Annotated in this window: 14 protein-coding genes; 3 read left to right on the forward strand and 11 right to left on the reverse strand. The window is 68.3% G+C overall.

Features of this window, described 5'->3' with window-relative positions:
* Positions 1-146 precede the first annotated feature (146 nt).
* Complete coding sequence (locus tag ACVN9Z_RS07435) at positions 147-674, reverse strand: SET domain-containing protein (RefSeq protein WP_020925722.1); 528 nt, start codon at positions 672-674, stop codon at positions 147-149.
* Between the two features lie 109 nt (positions 675-783).
* Between ACVN9Z_RS07435 and ACVN9Z_RS07440 the strand changes: the two genes are divergently transcribed.
* The gene (locus tag ACVN9Z_RS07440) at positions 784-1704 is read left to right on the forward strand and encodes a bestrophin family protein (RefSeq protein ID WP_006389475.1); all 921 of its coding nucleotides are present in this window, start codon (positions 784-786) and stop codon (positions 1702-1704) included.
* Positions 1705-1735: 31 nt separating this feature from the next.
* On the opposite strand, the gene ACVN9Z_RS07445 is transcribed toward ACVN9Z_RS07440, so the two are convergent.
* The gene (locus tag ACVN9Z_RS07445; protein ID WP_006389474.1) at positions 1736-2206 is read right to left on the reverse strand and encodes an Lrp/AsnC family transcriptional regulator; all 471 of its coding nucleotides are present in this window, start codon (positions 2204-2206) and stop codon (positions 1736-1738) included.
* A gap of 93 nt (positions 2207-2299) precedes the next feature.
* Here ACVN9Z_RS07445 and ilvB point away from each other — a divergent pair, with 93 nt between their 5' ends.
* Positions 2300-4120, forward strand: coding sequence for a biosynthetic-type acetolactate synthase large subunit (gene ilvB / locus ACVN9Z_RS07450; protein ID WP_102949835.1), 1821 nt, complete (start codon positions 2300-2302; stop codon positions 4118-4120).
* A 105-nt stretch (positions 4121-4225) separates the two neighbouring features.
* Here ilvB and ACVN9Z_RS07455 read toward each other — a convergent pair whose 3' ends face one another.
* The 5 genes from ACVN9Z_RS07455 to ACVN9Z_RS07475 form a co-directional block, all read right to left on the reverse strand.
* Entirely contained in the window at positions 4226-5008 is a 783-nt protein-coding gene (locus tag ACVN9Z_RS07455; RefSeq protein WP_458213286.1) for an SDR family oxidoreductase, read from the reverse strand.
* A gap of 14 nt (positions 5009-5022) precedes the next feature.
* Positions 5023-5877, reverse strand: a complete 855-nt coding sequence (locus ACVN9Z_RS07460) for an ABC transporter permease (RefSeq protein WP_006389471.1) — start codon at positions 5875-5877, stop codon at positions 5023-5025.
* 7 nt (positions 5878-5884) lie between these two features.
* A complete protein-coding gene (locus tag ACVN9Z_RS07465; protein WP_006389470.1) occupies positions 5885-6655 on the reverse strand; it encodes an ABC transporter ATP-binding protein in 771 nt (256 codons plus the stop codon).
* Positions 6655-7713 (reverse strand): ABC transporter substrate-binding protein, encoded by a 1059-nt coding sequence (locus ACVN9Z_RS07470; RefSeq protein ID WP_458213287.1) that lies wholly within the window; start codon positions 7711-7713, stop codon positions 6655-6657. Before ACVN9Z_RS07470 ends, ACVN9Z_RS07465 begins: the two co-directional genes overlap by 1 nt.
* 133 nt (positions 7714-7846) lie before the next feature.
* Complete coding sequence (locus ACVN9Z_RS07475) at positions 7847-10498, reverse strand: DNA topoisomerase III (RefSeq protein ID WP_006389468.1); 2652 nt, start codon at positions 10496-10498, stop codon at positions 7847-7849.
* Between the two features lie 62 nt (positions 10499-10560).
* Here ACVN9Z_RS07475 and ACVN9Z_RS07480 point away from each other — a divergent pair, with 62 nt between their 5' ends.
* Positions 10561-13218, forward strand: a complete 2658-nt coding sequence (locus tag ACVN9Z_RS07480) for a GDYXXLXY domain-containing protein (RefSeq protein WP_024067347.1) — start codon at positions 10561-10563, stop codon at positions 13216-13218.
* Positions 13219-13239: 21 nt separating this feature from the next.
* Here ACVN9Z_RS07480 and gluQRS read toward each other — a convergent pair whose 3' ends face one another.
* From gluQRS to ACVN9Z_RS07500, 4 genes are all read right to left on the reverse strand, one after another.
* Positions 13240-14121, reverse strand: a complete 882-nt coding sequence (gluQRS, locus tag ACVN9Z_RS07485) for a tRNA glutamyl-Q(34) synthetase GluQRS (RefSeq protein WP_054482389.1) — start codon at positions 14119-14121, stop codon at positions 13240-13242.
* A gap of 99 nt (positions 14122-14220) precedes the next feature.
* The gene (locus tag ACVN9Z_RS07490) at positions 14221-14679 is read right to left on the reverse strand and encodes a Smg family protein (protein ID WP_006389464.1); all 459 of its coding nucleotides are present in this window, start codon (positions 14677-14679) and stop codon (positions 14221-14223) included.
* Between the two features lie 236 nt (positions 14680-14915).
* On the reverse strand, positions 14916-16940 hold the full coding sequence (locus tag ACVN9Z_RS07495) for a TRAP transporter permease (RefSeq protein ID WP_024067350.1): 2025 nt from the start codon (positions 16938-16940) through the stop codon (positions 14916-14918).
* Positions 16941-17043: 103 nt separating this feature from the next.
* A complete protein-coding gene (locus tag ACVN9Z_RS07500) occupies positions 17044-18003 on the reverse strand; it encodes a TAXI family TRAP transporter solute-binding subunit (RefSeq protein ID WP_006389462.1) in 960 nt (319 codons plus the stop codon).
* Positions 18004-18038 lie beyond the last annotated feature (35 nt).

The raw sequence follows: 18038 nt of genomic DNA on the forward strand, positions 1-18038 counted from the left end.
GTCGCCAAAGGCGGCCGCGCGGGCGGCCTTCTTTGGCGTTTGGGTGTCTTGCGTCGGGGCGGTGCCGGGTTGGCTGCCGGGCTGGCGGCCGGGTGTTGGGCGAGCGCGGCCCTTGTGGCTGCGCTGCTGGCGCCCTCGCCGCTTGCTTACTTCGTGGTTTCCGTTTCCGCGGGCGCTTCAGCTTTTTTCTTTTTCTTCTTCTTTTCGGGCAGCGCCAGCATGGTGCCGCGGCACGGCGGGGTGCCGCAGAGGCACTTGTAGCCTTCCTTCAGGGCCTTGGTGATGCGGCCGTCCAGGACCAGGCCGTAGTCGTAGGAGAGTTCGGTGCCGCGCGGGATGTCCTGCAGCGCGACGATGTAGACGCGCTTGCCGTGCTTGCCTTCCTGGGCCTCGCAGTTGGGCTCACAGGAGTGGTTGATCCAGCGGGCGTCGTTGCCCTGGTCGCCGCCGTCGATGACGCGGCCGGAGCTGAGGGCGAAGAAGAAGGTGTGGAAGGGATCGTCGGGGTTGGTGGGGTGGCGACGGTCGGCTTCCTTGGCGCTGATGCGGGCGCCGCCGTACTCGATGATGCGGGTGCCCGCGGGGATCTTGCGGGCGGCGAAGACGCCGTTGCCGTGCAGCTTGGAGCGGCGCACGACGTACCAGGGCTTGATGGGGGTGTCTTCGGAGGTCATTGAGTGGCGGCAGTGTGGCGGTGAGACGAAACAGAATTATATCGGCGCGCTTGTGACACGATGACAGGCGTATAGTGGGCGCCGCCTCGTTTCTTTGTTTACCCGCACCATGATTGTCCGTCCGCGTCCTTCCGCGCTGGGTTTGTTCTTTGTTTTGCGCGGTTCGATCATTCCCCGCATCTTCAGCCGCATCCTGGTCATTACGCTGCTGTCGTGCGTGGTGGTGTGGATGTACCACCGCCAATGGTTCTCGCCCACGCACCTGTCGGCGGTGCCATTCTCGCTGTTCGGGCTGGCGCTGTCGGTGTTCATGGGGTTTCGCAACAACGTCTGCTACGACCGCTGGTGGGAAGCGCGCAAGCAATGGGGCGACCTGATCGTGCAGGCCCGCAGCCTGGCGCGCGAGAGCGCGGTGCTGCTGGCGGCCAGTACCGCCAATCCGGTGCAGGAAAGGCTGGTGCGGCGCTGCATCGGCTTCGGTTATGCGCTGGCGGCGCGGCTGCGCGACCAGGATGTGCTGGCGGCCGTGCGGCCCTGGGTGCAGCCGGAGGAACTGGATACGCTGGCGGGCAATCGCAACGTGCCGGACGCGCTGCTGCTGGCGGTCAACCGCGACCTGGCGGCCTGCCTGCGGCGCGGGGAGCTGACCGATATTCTCTATCAGGCGCTGACCCAGCGCGTCGCGCAGTGCGCGGCGATCCAGGCGGCCTGTGAGCGCATCAAGTACACGCCGACGCCGTTTGCCTATTCGCTGCTGCTGCATCGCACGGCCTGGCTGTTCTGCCTGCTGCTGCCGTTCGGGCTGGTGGGCACGCTGGAATACCTGATGCCGGTGGCGGTCACCATCATCGCCTATACCTTCTTCGGGCTGGACGCGCTGGGCGACGAGCTGGAAGACCCGTTCGGCCTGGAGGAAAACGACCTGCCGCTGTCGGCGCTGGCGCGGGTGATCGAGATCGACCTGCTCGACGGGCTGGGCGTGCGCCCGTTGCCCGAGGCGCCGCAGCCGGTGGACTTCGTGCTGCGCTGACATCGCCACGGCGCCGCCCGGCCGCGCCCGTTCAGGTCGTCGGCCCGTTCAGCGGCAGCATGGTCTCCTTCAGGCGGCGCAGGACGAAGCAGGATTTGCTGTGGCGGATGCCGGGGATGCGGTACAGCTGCTCGCGCAGCAGCCGCTCGTAGTCGCGGGTGTCGCGCACGGCGATGCGGATGTAGTAGTCGTAGTCGCCCGACACCAGGAAGGCTTCCAGTACTTCCGGGATCTGCGCCAGCGCCCGCCCGAATTCATACAGCGTTTCTTCGCTGTGGCTCTCCAGCGTGACGTGGACGATGACCGTGTCCATGAAGCCCAGGCTGGCCGGGTCGATGTCGACCGTGTAGCCACGGATCACGCCGGCCGCCTCCATGCGCTTGATCCGGTTCCAGCAGGGCGTGGACGACAGGCCGACCGCCGCGCCAATGTCGTTGAGGCTGGCGCGGGCGTTCTCTTGCAGCACGCGCAAAATCGCCAAGTCAAACTTGTCCAGGTTCATTTTCTTTGATTCCTCCGATCCAAAGATAAATTTACTGCGTTTGCCGGCAATGCGTGGAAAAGAAGATAAATATTCTCCCGGATTCCCAATAAGATGGATAGCATGAACGATCGCCTGCACCCCTCCGTCGCCGCCGCGCTTGCCGCCCCTGAAACTCCCCCCGCCAATGGGGCCAGGATTCTGCTGGAAACGCTGATTGCGCACGGCGTGGACACCGTGTTCGGCTATCCCGGCGGCGCCGTGCTGCCGCTGTACGACGCGCTCTATGCCGAGCCGCGCCTGCGCCACGTGCTGGTGCGCCACGAGCAGGCCGCGGTGCATGCCGCCGAGGGCTACGCCCGCACCACCGGCCGCACCGGCGTGGTGTTCGTGACCTCCGGCCCGGGCATGGCCAACACCACCTCGGGCCTGCTGGACGCCATGTGCGACTCGATCCCGGTGCTGTGCATCAGCGGCCAGGTCGCCACCAGCGCCATCGGCACCGACGCCTTCCAGGAATGCGACGCCATCGGCATTTCGCGCTCCGTGACCAAGTGGAACACCCAGGTGCGCTCGGTGGACGACGTCGCCGCCGTCACCGCCCGCGCCTTCGAACTGACGCGCCAGGGCCGGCCCGGCCCGGTGCTGCTGGACTTTCCCAAGGACGTGCAGCTGGCCGTGCCGCGCGACGCGGACGGCGACGACTACACCCCGTCGCAGCAGAAGCTGGCGGCGCTGCGCGCGCGGCGCCAGTCGGGCAAGCTGGCGCCCAAGCTGCCGCAGTCGGCGGTGCGCCGCGCCGCCGCGCTGATCGCCCAGGCCAAGCGACCCATCTTCTACGGCGGCGGCGGGCTGGTGAACGCCGGCCCCGAGGCCTGCGCCGCCTTCACCGAGCTGGTGCGCGCCAGCGGCGCGCCCTGCACCCTGACGCTGATGGGCCTGGGGGCGTTCCCCGCCTCCGACCCGCAATTCGTCGGCATGCTGGGCATGCACGGCACCGTCGAGGCCAACCTGGCCATGCACAACGCCGACCTGGTGGTCTGCATCGGCGCCCGCTTCGACGACCGCATCACCGGCAAGCTGTCCGAGTTCTGCCCGCATGCGCGCAAGATCCACATCGACATCGACCCCGCTTCCATCAACAAGGTGGTGCGGGTGGACGTGGCCCTGGTGGGCGACTGCCTGCCGCTGGTGCGCGCCCTGCAGGCCGAGCTGACCGAGCCGCTGGACCCGGCGCGGCTGGCGCCCTGGTGGGCGCGGGTGCAGGCCTGGCGCGCGCAGGACTGCCTGGGCTACACCCCGGCGGCCGATGCCATTCTGCCGCAGCACCTGATGTCGCGCCTGAACGCGGCGCTGGCCGGGCGCGACGCCATCGTCTCGACCGACGTCGGCCAGCACCAGATGTGGGCCGCGCAGTACCTGCGCTTCGACCAGCCGTACCGCTGGCTGACGTCCGGCGGCGCCGGCACCATGGGCTACGGCGTGCCGGCCGCCATCGGCGCGCAGGTCGCGCATCCGGACAAGACCGTGGTGTGCGTCAGCGGCGACGCCTCGGTGCTGATGAACATCCAGGAACTGTCCACCGCCATGCAGCACCAGGCGCCGGTCAAGGTCGTGCTGTGCAACAACGGCTACATGGGCATGGTGCGCCAGTGGCAGGAACTGATCCACGGCGGCCGCTACAGCCACAGCTACAACGCCTCGCTGCCCGACTTCGTGGCGCTGGCGCGGGCCTTTGGCTGGGGCGCGGCGCGGGTCGAGGACCCGGCGCAGCTGGACGCGGCGCTGGCCGAATGCCTGGCGCACGACGGCCCCTACTTCCTCGACGTGGCGGTGACGGCGCAGGAGAACTGCTTCCCGATGATGCCGGCCGGCCATGGCCACCACAAGATGATGCTGGCCGAGGGCGTCTGGTACCAGGACGAGACGACCTGAGCCGGCGGTGATCGCCGGGCAGGCGGACATCCCTCCCGGGACCGCCGGAATGATGAAGGGGCCCTTTGCGGGCCCCTTCGTTTTTGCCGCACGGCCAGCGCGCCGTCAGAACTGGATCGACAGGCCGCCGTCCACCACCAGCACGTGCCCGTTCACGTACGACGCCGCCTTGGACGCCAGGAACACCGCGGCGCCGGCGATCTCCTCCGGCTCGCCCCAGCGCCCGGTCGGGTTGCGTGCCGCGATGCGCGGGCCGACCGCGGGGTCGGCCACCATCTGCGCGTTGGTCTCGGTGGCAAAGGTGCCCGGCGCGATGGCGTTGCTGGTGATGCCGCGCCCGCCGAATTCCGCCGCCAGCGCCCGCACCATGCCGGTCAGGCCCTGTTTGGCGGCCGGATAGACCGCGTCGCCGGCTCGCGCCAGCTCGCCCACCACGGAGGTGATGGCGATCAGGCGGCCGCCGCCCTGGCGCACCATGCGTTCGGCGGCATGCTTGGCCAGCAGGATGCCTGCCACCAGGTCGGTGTCGATTAGCTCGCGGATCTCGGCGGCGCTGGTGTCGGCCAGCGTCTTGCGATTGCGCGCGCCGACGTTGTTCACCAGGATGTCCAGGCGGCCGTGCTCGCGGTCGATGCGCTCGAAGGCCCGCGCCATGGCGGCGTCGTCGCTGACGTCGAAGGCCAGCGCATGCGCGTCCAGGCCATCGGCGCGCAGCGCGGCGGCGGCGCTTGCCGCGGCCTGCTCGTTGCGGCCGTTGATCAGCACGCGCGCGCCGCTGCCGGCCAGCGCGCGGGCGATACAGAAGCCCAGCCCGCGGGCCGAGCCGGTCACCAGCGCGACCTGGCCGCTCAGGTCGAAGTTGCGCAGATAGGGCAAGGAAGTCGTCATGGTTGCGGCTCGGTTCATTCGCGGAATTCGGGCGCCCAGTGCAGCAGCCGCCGTTCCAGCCAGGTGACGCAGTACACCAGCGCGATGCCGACGATGGACAGCAGCGTGACCGCCGCGAACATGTCGGTGGCGTTCAGTGTAGCCAGCGCGGTGATCATCAGGTAGCCCATGCCGGTGGTGGAGCCGACGAACTCGGCCAGCACCACGCCGATCAACGCGAAGCTGATGGCGTTGGGCAGCGCGGCAAAGGTCCAGGCGGCGGCGGTCGGGATGCGCACGCGCCACAGGATCTGGCGCGGCGAGCCGCCCAGCGTGCGGCAGAAGTCCACCAGTTCGCGCTCGACGCTGCGCCCGCCCTTGTAGGTGTTGAAGAACACCAGGAAGAACACCACGAACCATGACGTCACCACCTTGGACGCCAGCCCCAGCCCGAAGAACATGGTGATGAGCGGCACGAAGGCGATGCGCGGCATCGAGTTGAAGGCCACGATGAACGGGTTGAACACGTCCGCCAGGAAGCGGCTGCGGCTGAGCGTCATGCCCACCAGGAAGCCGCTGCCCACGCCCACCACCAGCCCGACCAACGTGGCCTGCAGCGTCAGCCACAGATGCGGCCAGACCGAGCGCGGCCCGGGCTGCAGCCATTCCCACAGCCGCACCGCCACGCGCGACGGCTGGCTGATGAAGAACGGATCGAACAGCGTGTTCTGGGTGAACCACGGGATGCGCGTCAGCGTTTCCCAGGAGCCCAGGATGATGGCCAGGATCAGTACCTGCCACAAGGTGATGCGCACGCGCCGCAAGGTGCTGGCGCGGCGGTCCAGCCGCAGCTGGTCCTGCAGGGTATCGGTCAATTCGGGAGCGGTCATGATGGCATCAGGCGGCGGCGCGGAACTGCTGGCCCAGCACGCTCCAGAGGCTTTGCACGTGGGTGACGAACTGCGGCGTCTCGCGCAGGGTGAAGACGTCGCGCGGATGCGGGATGGCGATGCGCTCGTCCAGCAGCACGCGGCTGGGCGGCCCGGACAGCACCACCACCCGGTCCGACAGCAGGATCGCCTCGTCCAGGTCGTGCGTGACCAGCACCACGGTCTGGCCCAGCTTGCGCCAGATCTCCATCAGTTCGCGGTGCAGGTGGGTCTTGGTGTGCGTATCGAGCGCGCCGAACGGCTCATCCAGCAGCAGGATGCGCGGCTCCACTGCCAGGCTCATCAGCAGCGCCACGCGCCGCCGCATGCCGCCCGAGAGCTGGTGCGGAAAGGCGTCGGCAAAGGCCGTCAGGTGGCCCAGCTCCAGCAGCTCGGCCACCCGGCTGGCGATGCGCGCGGCCGGCACGCCCTGGAATTTCAGGCCCAGCGCCACGTTCTTCCTGACGCTGAACCAGGGCAGCAGCGTGTCCTTCTGGAAGATGTAGCCCAGCGCCGGCGGCACCTGGCCGTCGACCCCCCGTCCGTCCACCACGATGCGGCCGGTGGTGGGCGGCAGGAAGCCGGCGATCATGTTCAGCAGCGTGCTCTTGCCGCAGCCCGAGGGGCCGACGATCGACACGAACTCGCCCGCCGCGATCTCCAGGCTGACCTCGCCCACCGCGTGGGTGGTGCCCTGGCGCGTCTGGTAGGCCTTGCCCACCCGGTCCAGCGTGATCATCACAGGCCTCGCGCCTTGCGCACGAAGCTCATGTCGACGCACTTGGCGTACGGCACCGTCTTGATCTCGTCGTTCGAGAACTGGCGGCCGTCGCCCATGATGGCGGTCATGCGATCGTAGGCGTCCTGGGTGATGAGGTTGTCCTTCAGGAACACGGTTTCCTTGTACACGCCCAGCGTTTTCTCGATGGCGGCGCGCGGGAAGGCGTTCAGATAGTCGTCGTAGATCGCGTCGGCGATCTCGGCGGCGCTGTGGGCCGTGATGAAGTCCTGTGCCTTCACCAGGCCGGTGACGAAGGCCTGCACGGTCTCCGGCCGCTTCTGGATGGTGTCTTGCAGCGTCAACGCGGCGATGCCCGGCACGTCGCCGCCCATGAATTCGTTCCACGAGGCCTCGGTGGTGGCGTCGAAGATGGGCACGCCCCAGCCTTCCTGCTTTGCCTGTTCCATCATCGACATGGTGGCCATGCTGGCGGCCACCGAGCCGGTCTTGAGCGCGCCCAGCATGGTGGCCAGGTCGCCCAGGGGGCGGATGTCGACCTTGTCGGCCACGCCGGCCTTCTGCATCAGGTACAGCGCCATCAGCCAGGTGCTGGACTGCGGCTGGGTCGCGCCCACGCGCTTGCCGGCCAGGTCCTTGAGCGACTTGATCTTGCCGCTGTCGAAGTCCTCGCGCCGCACGATGACGTTGGCGTAGGTCAGCTTGCGGTCGAAGCCGAACACCAGCGTGGCCGGCTTGCCGGCCAGCGTCAGGGCCGGCGCGGCGGTGGCCGCGGTGGCGCCGAAGACGATCTGGCCGGCCGCCAGCAGCTGGTTGGTGCGCGGGCCGCTCTGCGAATTCAGGTACTCGACCTCCAGCCCCGCTTCGCCGAAATAGCCCTTTTTGAGCGCCACGTAGCCGGCCGCGAAGAACGGGTCGATGCTGCCCTGCCCGTAGACCACGCGGCCCAGCTTGGGCTGCGCGAAGGCGACACGGCCGCCGATCAGGGTGACGCCGGCCAGCGCCCCGGTAGCGGCCAGCATGCGGCGGCGGGTGGTGAAGTGGGGGCTCGTGCTCATGTCTTCCTCGGTCTCGATCGGGTGTGGTTGTTTGGCGTCAACAATACCGCAGCGGCGCCTGCCGTCCAACAATGGAAAACGCCCGGTTGCCCGGGCGTTCTCGTCGTGCCACGCAAGTGTAGACCGTGGCGGCTTATGCCGCGGTCTTCTTGGGCGCGGCCTTCTTCACGGCTTTCTTGGCGGCGGTCTTGGTCGCCGTCTTGGTGGCCGTTTTCGTGGCGGTCTTGGTGGCGGTCTTCTTCACCGCGGCCTTCTTGGCCGGCGCCTTCTTCGCCGCCGTCTTGGTGGCGGCGCCGGCGGTCTTGGCCGGGGCACGGCCGCGGCCGGGTTTCTCCGGACGCGGTTCGAACTCGAAGCCGATCTTGCCGTCGGGCTGGCGCACCAGGAAAGCCTTGAACTTGCGGTTGGTGCGGCTGGACACGAAGCCGTCGAGCAGGTCGGTGCGGCCGTCGGTCAGCAGCTTTTCCATCTGCTCGCGCGAGATTTCCTGCTGCAGGATGACCTTGCCCGAGCGGAAGTCGCAGCTCTTTTCAGGGCCCACCGACTTCTCGCAGACGTAGCTCATGCCGTGCTCGAACACGCGCGACTGGCACTTGGGGCAGGTCCCCACCGGCGTGTGGCCGGAGAAGTCCACCGCCTCGTTGTCGTCCTCGTCGTTCTGGCCGAAGTCGAATTCCAGCTTGTACTCGTCGCTGATGCGCAGGATGGCGGCGAACGGCCGGCCCATCTTGCTGATGAAGCCCTGCAGCGGACCGATCTCGCGCTTGGCCAGCAGTTCCTCGACTTCCGGCAGCTCGAAGGTGCGGCCGCCCGGATGCTTGCCGATCGAGAAGTCGCAGTTGGTGCAGGCGTAGCGGCGGTAGTTTTCCTTGACCACCCCGCCGCACTTGGGGCACGGCGTCTGCAGCGTGGCGTAGTCGCCGGGCACCGTGTCGCGCTCGTATTCCTTGGCGCGCTTGACGATCACCTGCGTCATCTGGGCGATCTCGCGCATGAAGGCCTGGCGGTCCAGCGCGCCCTGCTCGATCTGCTTGAGCTTGTGTTCCCATTCGCCGGTCAGCTCGGGCGAGGTCAGTTCCGACACGTCCAGGCCCGACAGCAGCGTCATCAGCTGGCGCGCCTTGGCGGTCGGCACCAGGTCGCGGCCCTCGCGGCGCAGGTAGACCTCGTTGAGCAGGCCTTCGATGATGGCCGCGCGCGTGGCCGGCGTGCCCAGGCCGCGCTCGGACATGGCCTCGCGCAGTTCCTCGTCGTCCACCAGCTTGCCGGCGCCTTCCATGGCCGACAGCAGCGTGCCTTCGTTAAAGCGCGCCGGCGGCTTGGTGGTCAGGCCCACGGCTTCGACGTCCTCGGTGCGCACGGTCTCGCCGTCGCCCACCGGCACCAGGTTGGCGTCCTCGCCCTGGGCCTCCTTGCCGTACACGGCCAGCCAGCCCGGATTGACCAGCACCTTGCCGTCGGTGCGGAAGCGATGCCCCTGCACCTCGGTCATGCGGGTGGTGACGCGGTATTCGGCGGCCGGGAAGAACACGGCCAGGAAGCGCTTGAGCACCAGGTCGTAGAGCTTGGCCTCGGCCTCGCTCAGGTCGTGCGGGATCTGCAGCGTCGGGATGATGGCAAAGTGGTCCGACACCTTCTTGTTGTCGAAGATGCGGCGGTTCGGCTTGACCCAGTGCTGGCTGACCACGGTCTCGGCATGGCGCGACAGCCCGCCGACGGCGTTCGAGCCGCCCTTGGCCAGCGCGCGCATGGTTTCCTGCACCGTGCCGATGTAGTCCTCGGGCAGGTAGCGCGAATCGGTACGCGGATAGGTCAGCGCCTTGTGGCGTTCGTACAGGGTCTGGGCCAGCGCCAGGGTGGTCTTGGCCGAGAAGCCGAAGCGGCCGTTGGCCTCGCGTTGCAGCGAGGTCAGGTCGTACAGGGCCGGCGACATCTGGGTCGACGGCTTGGATTCCTCGGTGACGCTGCCCGGCTGGTCGCGGCAGGCGGCCACCACGCTCTGGGCGGCGGCCTGCGACCACAGGCGCGACTCGCGCTTCTCGGGGTCGCGCTCGTCCTTCTTGAAGTCCGGATCGATCCAGCGGCCTTCGTACAGGCCGGCGGCGGCCACGAAAGTGGCGCGCACTTCCCAGTAATCGCGCGGCACGAAGCGGCGGATGCGTTCCTCGCGCTCGGCCACGATGGCCAGCGTGGGGGTCTGCACCCGGCCCACCGGCGTCTTGAAGAAGCCGCCGTCCTTGCTGTTGAAGGCGGTCATGGCGCGGGTGCCGTTGATGCCCACCAGCCAGTCGGCCTCGGCGCGCGAGCGGGCGGCGGCCTCCAGCGGCTTGAGCTGGCTGTCGTCGCGCAGGTTGGCGAAGGCCTCGCGGATGGCGGCCTGCGTCATGGATTGCAGCCACAGGCGCTGGATCGGCTTTTTCACGCCCGCATACTGAATGATGTAGCGGAAGATCAGTTCGCCCTCGCGCCCCGCGTCACAGGCGTTGATGATGGCATCGACGTCCTTGCGCTTGGCCAGGCGCACCAGCAGCTTGAGGCGCTCGGCGGATTTCTTGTCGGTCGGCCCCAGCTCGAATTCAGGCGGAATTACGGGCAGGTGCGTGAAGCTCCATTTCCCCTTGACCGGATCGTTGGGCGCGACCAAGCTAAGCAAATGCCCGATGCTGGACGCCAGTACGTAACGTTCGCTTTCAAAATAGTCGCCCTCGCGCGCAAAGCCTCCCAAGGCGCGTGATATATCAAGGGCCACCGAGGGCTTCTCGGCAATAATCAGCGTTTTATTCATGTGTATCCAGTGGCGGCAGTCCCGCCGTAGTAGCGCGGATAATAAGATCGGAGTTTCGCGAGATGCAAGTCGGCATTGAACGGCAAGTGGGATCGGAACTTCACGCATGGCGTCAATTCCTGGCGCGCAGCACCCTCTGGCTGGGGGTCCTGCTGCTCGGCAGCGCCGCCATCTGCTGGGTCGCGGCGAACTGGCAGGACATGACAAAAATCCAGCGTTTCGCCGGCACGCAGGGCCTGCTGGCCCTGACCGCGCTGGCGGCCGCCTGGACCGGTTTGCGCCTGCGCGCCACCCCTGGCGTGCGCCGCAGCATTCCCGGCGCGCTGCTGGCCCTGGCCGGCATCCTGCTCGGCGCCCTGCTCGCGTTATTAGGCCAAACTTACCAGACTGGCGCCGATACCTGGGAATTGTTCGCCTGGTGGGCGGTCCTGCTGCTGCCGTGGGCATTGGTGGCGGCCAGCCAGGCCGTCTGGCTGCTGTGGGCGCTGGTGACCAACGTCGCCCTGGTCCTGTGGCTGGGCGAGCGCGCCTTCACCTGGTGGCTGATCTTCGGCGGCCCCCAGGTCGCCAGCCTGATCGTGGCCGCCTGGAACCTGCTGTTGTTGCTGGGCTGGGAACTGGCGGCGCGCCGCTGGCGCGCCAGCACCTTGGTCGGACCGCGGGTCCTGGCGGCGCTGGTGATCAGCCCGCTGGTGACGGCGCTGGTGTTCGGCCCGATGGTGACGGTGCTGGTGATCGGCGACGCCATGTCGCGCGGCCTGGGCTCCATCAACAGCCTGGCCTGGATCGCGGTGACGCTGGGCCTGGGTTTCTATTACCAGCGCGGCCGCCGCGACCTGGTCATCCTGGCGATGCTGGTGGCCGGCGTCATCTGCGTGTCGCTGCGGATAGTAGGCGAATGGCTGCTGCGGCTGGAACCCGGCATCTGGGCGGCCCTGCCGCTGGCGGCGCTGCTGATGGCCGAGGCCGTCTGGGCCGCGCGCTGGCTGCGCGGACTGGCCGCGGGGCCGAAGGCGGCCGTCGCGGCCCCGGCCGATGCCGAGCCGGCCGCCGCCTCGGCCGGCAACGCGGTCGATCCCGGCGAGGCCGGCGAACCCGTGGCGCAACTGGCGCCGCCCGCCGTGCCGCACACCGAGCCGCCCTGGTACGTGCAGTGCATCCTGGCGCTGAGCGCCTGGCTGTCGACGCTGTTGCTGCTGGCGTTCGTGGCTTTCTCCGGCATGATCAATTCAGAGGAAGGCGCGCTGGTGGCCGGCCTGGTGCTGTGCGCCGCCGGCGTGGCGGTGCTGCGCAGCGACGCCGGCCCGTTCTGGCGCCAGTGCGGCACGGCCATGGCCTTTGCCGGCCAGATCCTCATCATCTACGGCATGTCCAGTTCGACCTCATTCGCCAGCGCCTGCCTGTTCGTGCTGCTGATGGCCACGGCGGTCTACGTGCTGGGGCCGGACGTGATCCTGCGCTTCCTGAGCGGCGGCCTGATCGCCCTGGCCGGCGCCGGCCTGATCTGGCGCGTCCTGGCGCCCGAGCTGCTGCGCGACGATCTGCTGGACGCCCTGCTGGACTTCGACATGGCCCGCGCCGCCTTCGTCTGGCTGCCGATCGCGGTGACCGGCGCGTGGGCCACGGCGGTGATCCTGACCCTGGCGCACCGGTGGGGCGGCAAGCGCGGCCATGCGCTGCAACCGCTGGCCTGGGCCTTCCTGCTGTCGGTGCAGGGCATGGTGTGGCTGGCCAGCGGACTGTCGGTGCTGCAACTGCCGGCCATGTGGCAACTGCACGCGCAGACCGCCGTGCTGGTATGCGCGGGCGCGTTGCTGCCAGCGGCGGCGGCGATGGCGGTGCTGTGGCCGCGCCGCCATGTGCTGACGGGCGGCGTCACCTGGGGCGTGCCCATCGCCCTGCTGTTGCTGGCGCTGTTCTGGCTGCCCAGCCCCGGGGTCGGTTTCGCGCTGGCCTGGCTGCTGCTGGGCTTCGGCCTGAACCAGTTGGGCGTGACCTTGTTCGGCGTGCTGAGCCTGCTGGCCTATCTGGGCGTCTATTACTACCAGCTCGACGTGCCGCTGTTGCAGAAGGCGCTGTGGCTGGGCGGCGGCGCCGTGCTGCTGTTCGTGCTGCGGGTGCTGGTGTGGCTGGTGCCGCGCTTGATGCGCACCCAGGACCCGTCGCGCCGCGCGCCGCTGCCGCCGGTCTCGCCGGCCCTGCGCTGGCGCACCCTGGCGATCCTGGGCGGCCTGGCACTGGTGCTGGTGGTGGCCAACGGCAGTATCTGGCAGCGCGAAAAGCTGCTGGCCAGCGGCAAGCCGGTGATCCTGGAACTGGCGCCGGTCGACCCGCGTTCCCTGATGCAGGGCGACTACATGGCGCTCAACTTCGCCGCCGGGCGCGAGGTCACGCGGCTGCGGCTGGGCGGCGAGCGCCCGGACACGGAGGATTCCGTCATGGGCGAAGCATCCGATGGCTACGTGATGCTGACGGTCGATTCGCGCGGCGTGTACCAGCCCGTGCGCATCCAGACCGACGCCACGCCGCATGCCGACGACGAAGTGCCGCTGCGCTACCGAGTGCGCGACAACCAGGTGCGCATCGTCACCAACGCCTATTTCTTCCCCGAGGGCCAGGCCAAGCGCTATGAAGTCGCCAAGTTCGGTGAACTGCGCGTGGCCGAGAACGGCGAGGCCCTGTTGGTGCGCATGCTGGGCGAGGATTTGCAGCCGTTATAGGAATGGGAATGGCAGGCCGGCTCAGGGCAGCGGAAAGCGCGCGGCCCAGCGCGCGGTCGCCTCGCGCAGGAAGGCCGCCGGGTCCGGCGCGTCCAGCGGCGCGAAGCCCAATGCCCGCCAGGCGCCTTGCAGCGACGCCAGCGGCGCGCCCGTGTCGATGGCGGGGGCGCCATTCTGCTTGGACAGTTTCAGGCCGCTGGCGGGGTCCAGGATCAGCGGCACGTGCAGGTAGCGCACCGGCGGCAGACCCAGCAGCCGGCCCAGCACGCGCTGGCGCGCGGTCGAACTGAGCAGGTCGGCGCCGCGCACCACGTCGGTCACGCCCTGCGCGCCATCGTCCACCACCACCGCCAGTTGATAGGCCCACAGGCCATCCGCGCGCTTCACGGCGATGTCGCCCACCGCCCGCGCCACGTCCTGCTCCTGCGGCCCGAGCCAGCGGTCCTCGAAGCGTTCCACCCCTTCCGGCATGACCACGCGCCAGGCGCGCGCCTCGCGCCCCGGCGCCAGGCCGTGGCGGCAGGTGCCGGGGTATGGGCGTTCGCCGTCCGCGCCCGGCGCCGCCTGGCCGCGCAGCGCCGAATCGGCGATCTCGCGGCGGGTGCAGCCGCAGCCATAGACCAGCCCGCGCGCGGCCAGCGCGTCGAAGGCCGCCTGATAAGCGTCGCCGCGTTGCGATTGCCAGATGATGTCGCCGTCCCAGCGCAGGCCCAGGGCCTCCAGTTGGCCCATGATGGTCTCGGCCGCGCCGGACACGGTGCGCGGCGTGTCCACGTCCTCGATGCGCAGCAGCCAGCGGCCGCGGTTGGCGCGCGCGTCCAGCCAGCTGGCCAGCGCGGCCACCAGCGAACCCGCGTGCAACGGGCCGCTGGGGCTGGGGGCGAAGCGGCCGGTGTAGGTCACGGGATGAAGCAGCAAAGCAGCGGGGTTACGGCGAAACGGCGCCGCGCGCTCGATGCGCGCGGGTCGCGGGGAAACGGGCGTCGGCCGGAGCCGGCGCCGTCAGTGCAGCAAGCGCGTGCCGTCTTCGTCCAGCAGCTCTTCCAGGACCAGGTTGTCGATCTCGGCTTCCTGGCTCCAGAGAACCATGAGGGCGATGATCTTGATCTTGGACAGCGGCACGGGCGATTCCGGCGCCGCCAGGCCCCGGTCGATAACGATCTCGCGCAAGGGCGCGGGCAGCACGCCGGCCGATTCCAGGAAGGCGATGAAGCCGATGGATTCGGAGCCGAGTTGCTGGTATTCGTTATCGGTGTAGATCCGGGTACCGGTGGTGGGCGCCTGGGCGAGATCGACGCAGCGTTCGGTGGTTTCGGCCAGGCCGTAGAGCCAGCCGAGCGCGTCGTCGATGTCCTCGTGCTCGAACCCGGCGGCGGCCAGCCGTTTGGCCAGCACGTCAGCGGCGGGACAGGCTTGCGGCGTGTAGTAATTCTCGTACAGATAAACCAGGATATCGAACATATGGCGCAGTCTTGTGCCTGTTTGCACAGTCGGCCCGCATATCGGCAGACCAGCAAACATGAATTTTACTTTACGCTGATTTATTTGCCCGGGCAACCGACCGCAAGGCGGAGTGTGGCGGGGCGTCGTCGCCTTGCGACAGTCACGAAATCGACGCCCATATGCTGCCAGAATAAGGGGCTTTCCAGGCGGGGGCGGCCCTTTTGGGGTCCGCCCCTCTTTAATACCCCCACAGTTCATGCGGTCTTCGGCGCCGACTCCAGCTTGAGCTGCGCCAGCTGGCGGATGAACACCGGGATGCAGATGGCCAGTCCGATCAGCCCGCTGGTCAGCCCCGGCAGGATGGTCAGCAGCGCGCCCAGCGTGCACAGCCAGCGTTCCCAGCTTTTCATGCCCACCAGCATGTAGCGCGAGAACGCCGCCGACAGCAGCACCAGCCCCACCATGCAGCCGAACAGCGTCACGAAGAAGTCGTACCACGTGAAGCCCTGCACCGAGATCAGCAGCGACGGCGAGAACACGAACACGAACGGCACGATCAGCTTGGTGATGCCCAGCCGGAACGCGGTATTGCCGGTCTTGAATGGGTCGCTGCCCGCCATGCCCGCCGCCGCGTAGGCCGCCAGCGCCACCGGCGGCGTGATGTCGGCCAGGATGCCGAAATAGAACACGAAGAAGTGCGCCGCGATCGGCTGCACCCCCAGCTGCACCAGCGTCGGCGCGGCCACCGCCACCATGATCAGGTAGTTGGCGGTGGTGGGAATGCCGCAACCCATCAGGATGCAGACGACGCCCGTCATGATCAGCGCCGCGACCAGCGTCAGCGACTGGGCATTGGCGATGGTCTCGGGAATGATCGCGCCCGCCACGCCGGCGATCGATTGCGCCGCCGAGATCACGATGTACGAGATCTTGAAGCCCACCCCCGTCAGCGTCACCACGCCGATCACGATGCCCACCGTGCCGGCCGCCGCGCCCACCGCCAGCGCGTACTTGGCGCCGGTCTCGAAGGCTTCGTACAGATCGCGCCAATGCAGCCGCTGGAACGGATTGAGCAGGCCCACGATGATGCAGCCCGTGATGCCGGCGAAGGCCGCCAGGTACGGCGTGCGGCCGCTGGCCAGCACGCCGATCAGCAGGATCAACGGAATCAGCGTCGGCCAGCGCATCTTGAACGACTGCTTCAGCTTGGGCATTTCCTCGGCCGTCAGGCCGCGCAGGCCCTCGCGCTTGGCCTCGAAGTGCACCTGCATGAACATGCCGAAGAAATACAGAAAGGCCGGGAAGATGCCCGCAATCGCGATCTGCTGGTACGGGATGCCCAGGAACTCGATCATCAGGAACGCCGCCGCGCCCATGATCGGCGGCGTGATCTGGCCGCCGGTGCTGCTGGCCGCCTCCACCCCCGCCGCGAAATGCCGCGGATAGCCGATGCGGATCATCGCCGGAATGGTCAGCGAGCCCACCGTCACGGCGTTGGCCACCGACGACCCCGACAGCATGCCGAACATGGCCGAGCCGAACACCGACACCTTGGCCGGCCCGCCGGCGTAGCGGCCGGCGACGGTGGAGGCCACGTCCAGGAACAGCTGCCCCAGCCCGATGCGCGTGGCCAGCACGCCGAACAGCACGAAGTGGAACACATAGGTGGCCACCACGCCCACCGCCACGCCGTACACGCCCTGGCTGGTCAGGTACATGTGGTTGACGATCTGCGACCACGTATTGCCCGCGTGCTGCAGCAGCCCGGGGAAATACGGCCCGAAGGCGGCATAGGCCATGAACACCAGCGCGATGATCGGCAGCGGCCAACCCATGGCGCGGCGCGTGGCCTCCAGCAACCCGATCAGCAGGATCGAGCCCATCAGCACGTCGATCGGCAGCGGATTGCCGACGCGGAACGCCAGGTCCTCGAAGATGTAGGGGATGTACAGCACCGACAGCGCCAGCGCGATGGCGATGATCCAGTCATACAGCGGCACGCCGCCCGGCGCGTACCAGGTGGACTTCGGCTCGCGCTGGTAGTGCGACTTGGAAAAGCCGAACACCAGGAAGATCAGGCTCAGCACGAAGGCCAGGTGCACGCCGCGGTGCGTGGCTTCGCGCAAGAGGCCGAAGCCGGCGGTGTAGTAGTGGAACAGAGACAGCGCCACCAGCAGGCCCGAGACGATCCAGGTGGCGCTCTTGTGCAGCGGCCGGAAGCGGATCTCGGAATCGTACTTTTCCGCCAGCTGCTGTGTTTTCTCGTGGTCTATTTCCATAGCCAGGTTTCTCAGGTGATTGCGCGAACAGGGCCGCCCGAGGCGGCCCTGCGCTGGCGCGGCGATGGGCGCCGCGCTTCCCCGGAAGGGACGGGGTCGGTGCTTACTTCAGCAGGCCGATTTCCTTATAGAACTTCTCGGCGCCCGGATGGAACGGGATGCCCGCGCCCTTGACCGCGTTGTCGCGGGTGATGAGCTTGCCCTTGGCGTGGCCGTTGTCCAGCGTCTTGCGGGTGGCGTCGCTGTACAGCGCCTTGGTGACGTCGTACACCACCTGTTCGGACAGCTTGGCCGACGTCACCATCTGCGCGTTGACCGAGATGGTCTTGACCTCGGGCAGATTCTGGTAGGTGTTGGCCGCGATGGTGTCGGGCGTGAAGAATTCCTGCTTGGCGCGCAATGCGTCGATTTCCGGGCCGACCAGCGACACCAGTTCGATGTTGCCGGAGGACGCCAGTTCGGCGATGGCGCCAGCCGGCGCGCCGCCCACGAAGAAGAACGCGTCCAGGCCGCCGTCCTTGAGCTTGTCGCCGGCCTGGTTGGGCTTGAGGTACTCGGCCTTGACGTCCTTGTCGGTCATGCCATAGGCGCCCAGGATCAGGCGCACGTCCACCAGCGTGCCGGAACCCGGCTCGTCCATCGAGACGCGCTTGCCCTTCAGGTCGGCCACGCTCTTGATGCCCGCGCCCTTGCGCGTCACCAGGTGGATGCTTTCCGGATACAGCGTGGCGATCAGGCGCAGGTCCTGCGCCTTGGGCTTGCCTTCGAAGGTGCCGGTGCCGCTGTAGGCCCAGAAGGCCACGTCCGACTGCGTGAAGCCGGCCTCGAACGAACCGCCCATGATGCCGTTGATGTTGGCCACCGAACCGTTGGAGGCGACCGCGGTGGCGATCAGCTTGCCGGGTTGGGACACGGCGTTGGCGATGATGCCGCCGATGGGGTAGTAGGTGCCGGCGGTGCCGCCGGTGCCGATACGGAAGAACTGCTGGGCTTGCGCGGCCCCGGTCGCGCCGACAGCGGCGGCGGCCATGGCCAGGGTGGCGATCCAATTCCTGAGTTTCATGCGAGCTTCTCCGTTATGAGTGGAAGTAACCTATT

This window comes from Achromobacter sp. KK8, from assembly GCF_054188005.1.

Coding starts and splice junctions, on each gene's coding strand:
- ACVN9Z_RS07435 (WP_020925722.1), bottom strand. CDS start 674: ATGACCTCCGAAGACACCCCCATCAAGCCCTGGTACGTCGTGCGCCGC.
- ACVN9Z_RS07440 (WP_006389475.1), top strand. CDS start 784: ATGATTGTCCGTCCGCGTCCTTCCGCGCTGGGTTTGTTCTTTGTTTTG.
- ACVN9Z_RS07445 (WP_006389474.1), bottom strand. CDS start 2,206: ATGAACCTGGACAAGTTTGACTTGGCGATTTTGCGCGTGCTGCAAGAG.
- ilvB (WP_102949835.1), top strand. CDS start 2,300: ATGGATAGCATGAACGATCGCCTGCACCCCTCCGTCGCCGCCGCGCTT.
- ACVN9Z_RS07455 (WP_458213286.1), bottom strand. CDS start 5,008: ATGACGACTTCCTTGCCCTATCTGCGCAACTTCGACCTGAGCGGCCAG.
- ACVN9Z_RS07460 (WP_006389471.1), bottom strand. CDS start 5,877: ATGACCGCTCCCGAATTGACCGATACCCTGCAGGACCAGCTGCGGCTG.
- ACVN9Z_RS07465 (WP_006389470.1), bottom strand. CDS start 6,655: ATGATCACGCTGGACCGGGTGGGCAAGGCCTACCAGACGCGCCAGGGC.
- ACVN9Z_RS07470 (WP_458213287.1), bottom strand. CDS start 7,713: ATGAGCACGAGCCCCCACTTCACCACCCGCCGCCGCATGCTGGCCGCT.
- ACVN9Z_RS07475 (WP_006389468.1), bottom strand. CDS start 10,498: ATGAATAAAACGCTGATTATTGCCGAGAAGCCCTCGGTGGCCCTTGAT.
- ACVN9Z_RS07480 (WP_024067347.1), top strand. CDS start 10,561: ATGCAAGTCGGCATTGAACGGCAAGTGGGATCGGAACTTCACGCATGG.
- ACVN9Z_RS07490 (WP_006389464.1), bottom strand. CDS start 14,679: ATGTTCGATATCCTGGTTTATCTGTACGAGAATTACTACACGCCGCAA.
- ACVN9Z_RS07495 (WP_024067350.1), bottom strand. CDS start 16,940: ATGGAAATAGACCACGAGAAAACACAGCAGCTGGCGGAAAAGTACGAT.
- ACVN9Z_RS07500 (WP_006389462.1), bottom strand. CDS start 18,003: ATGAAACTCAGGAATTGGATCGCCACCCTGGCCATGGCCGCCGCCGCT.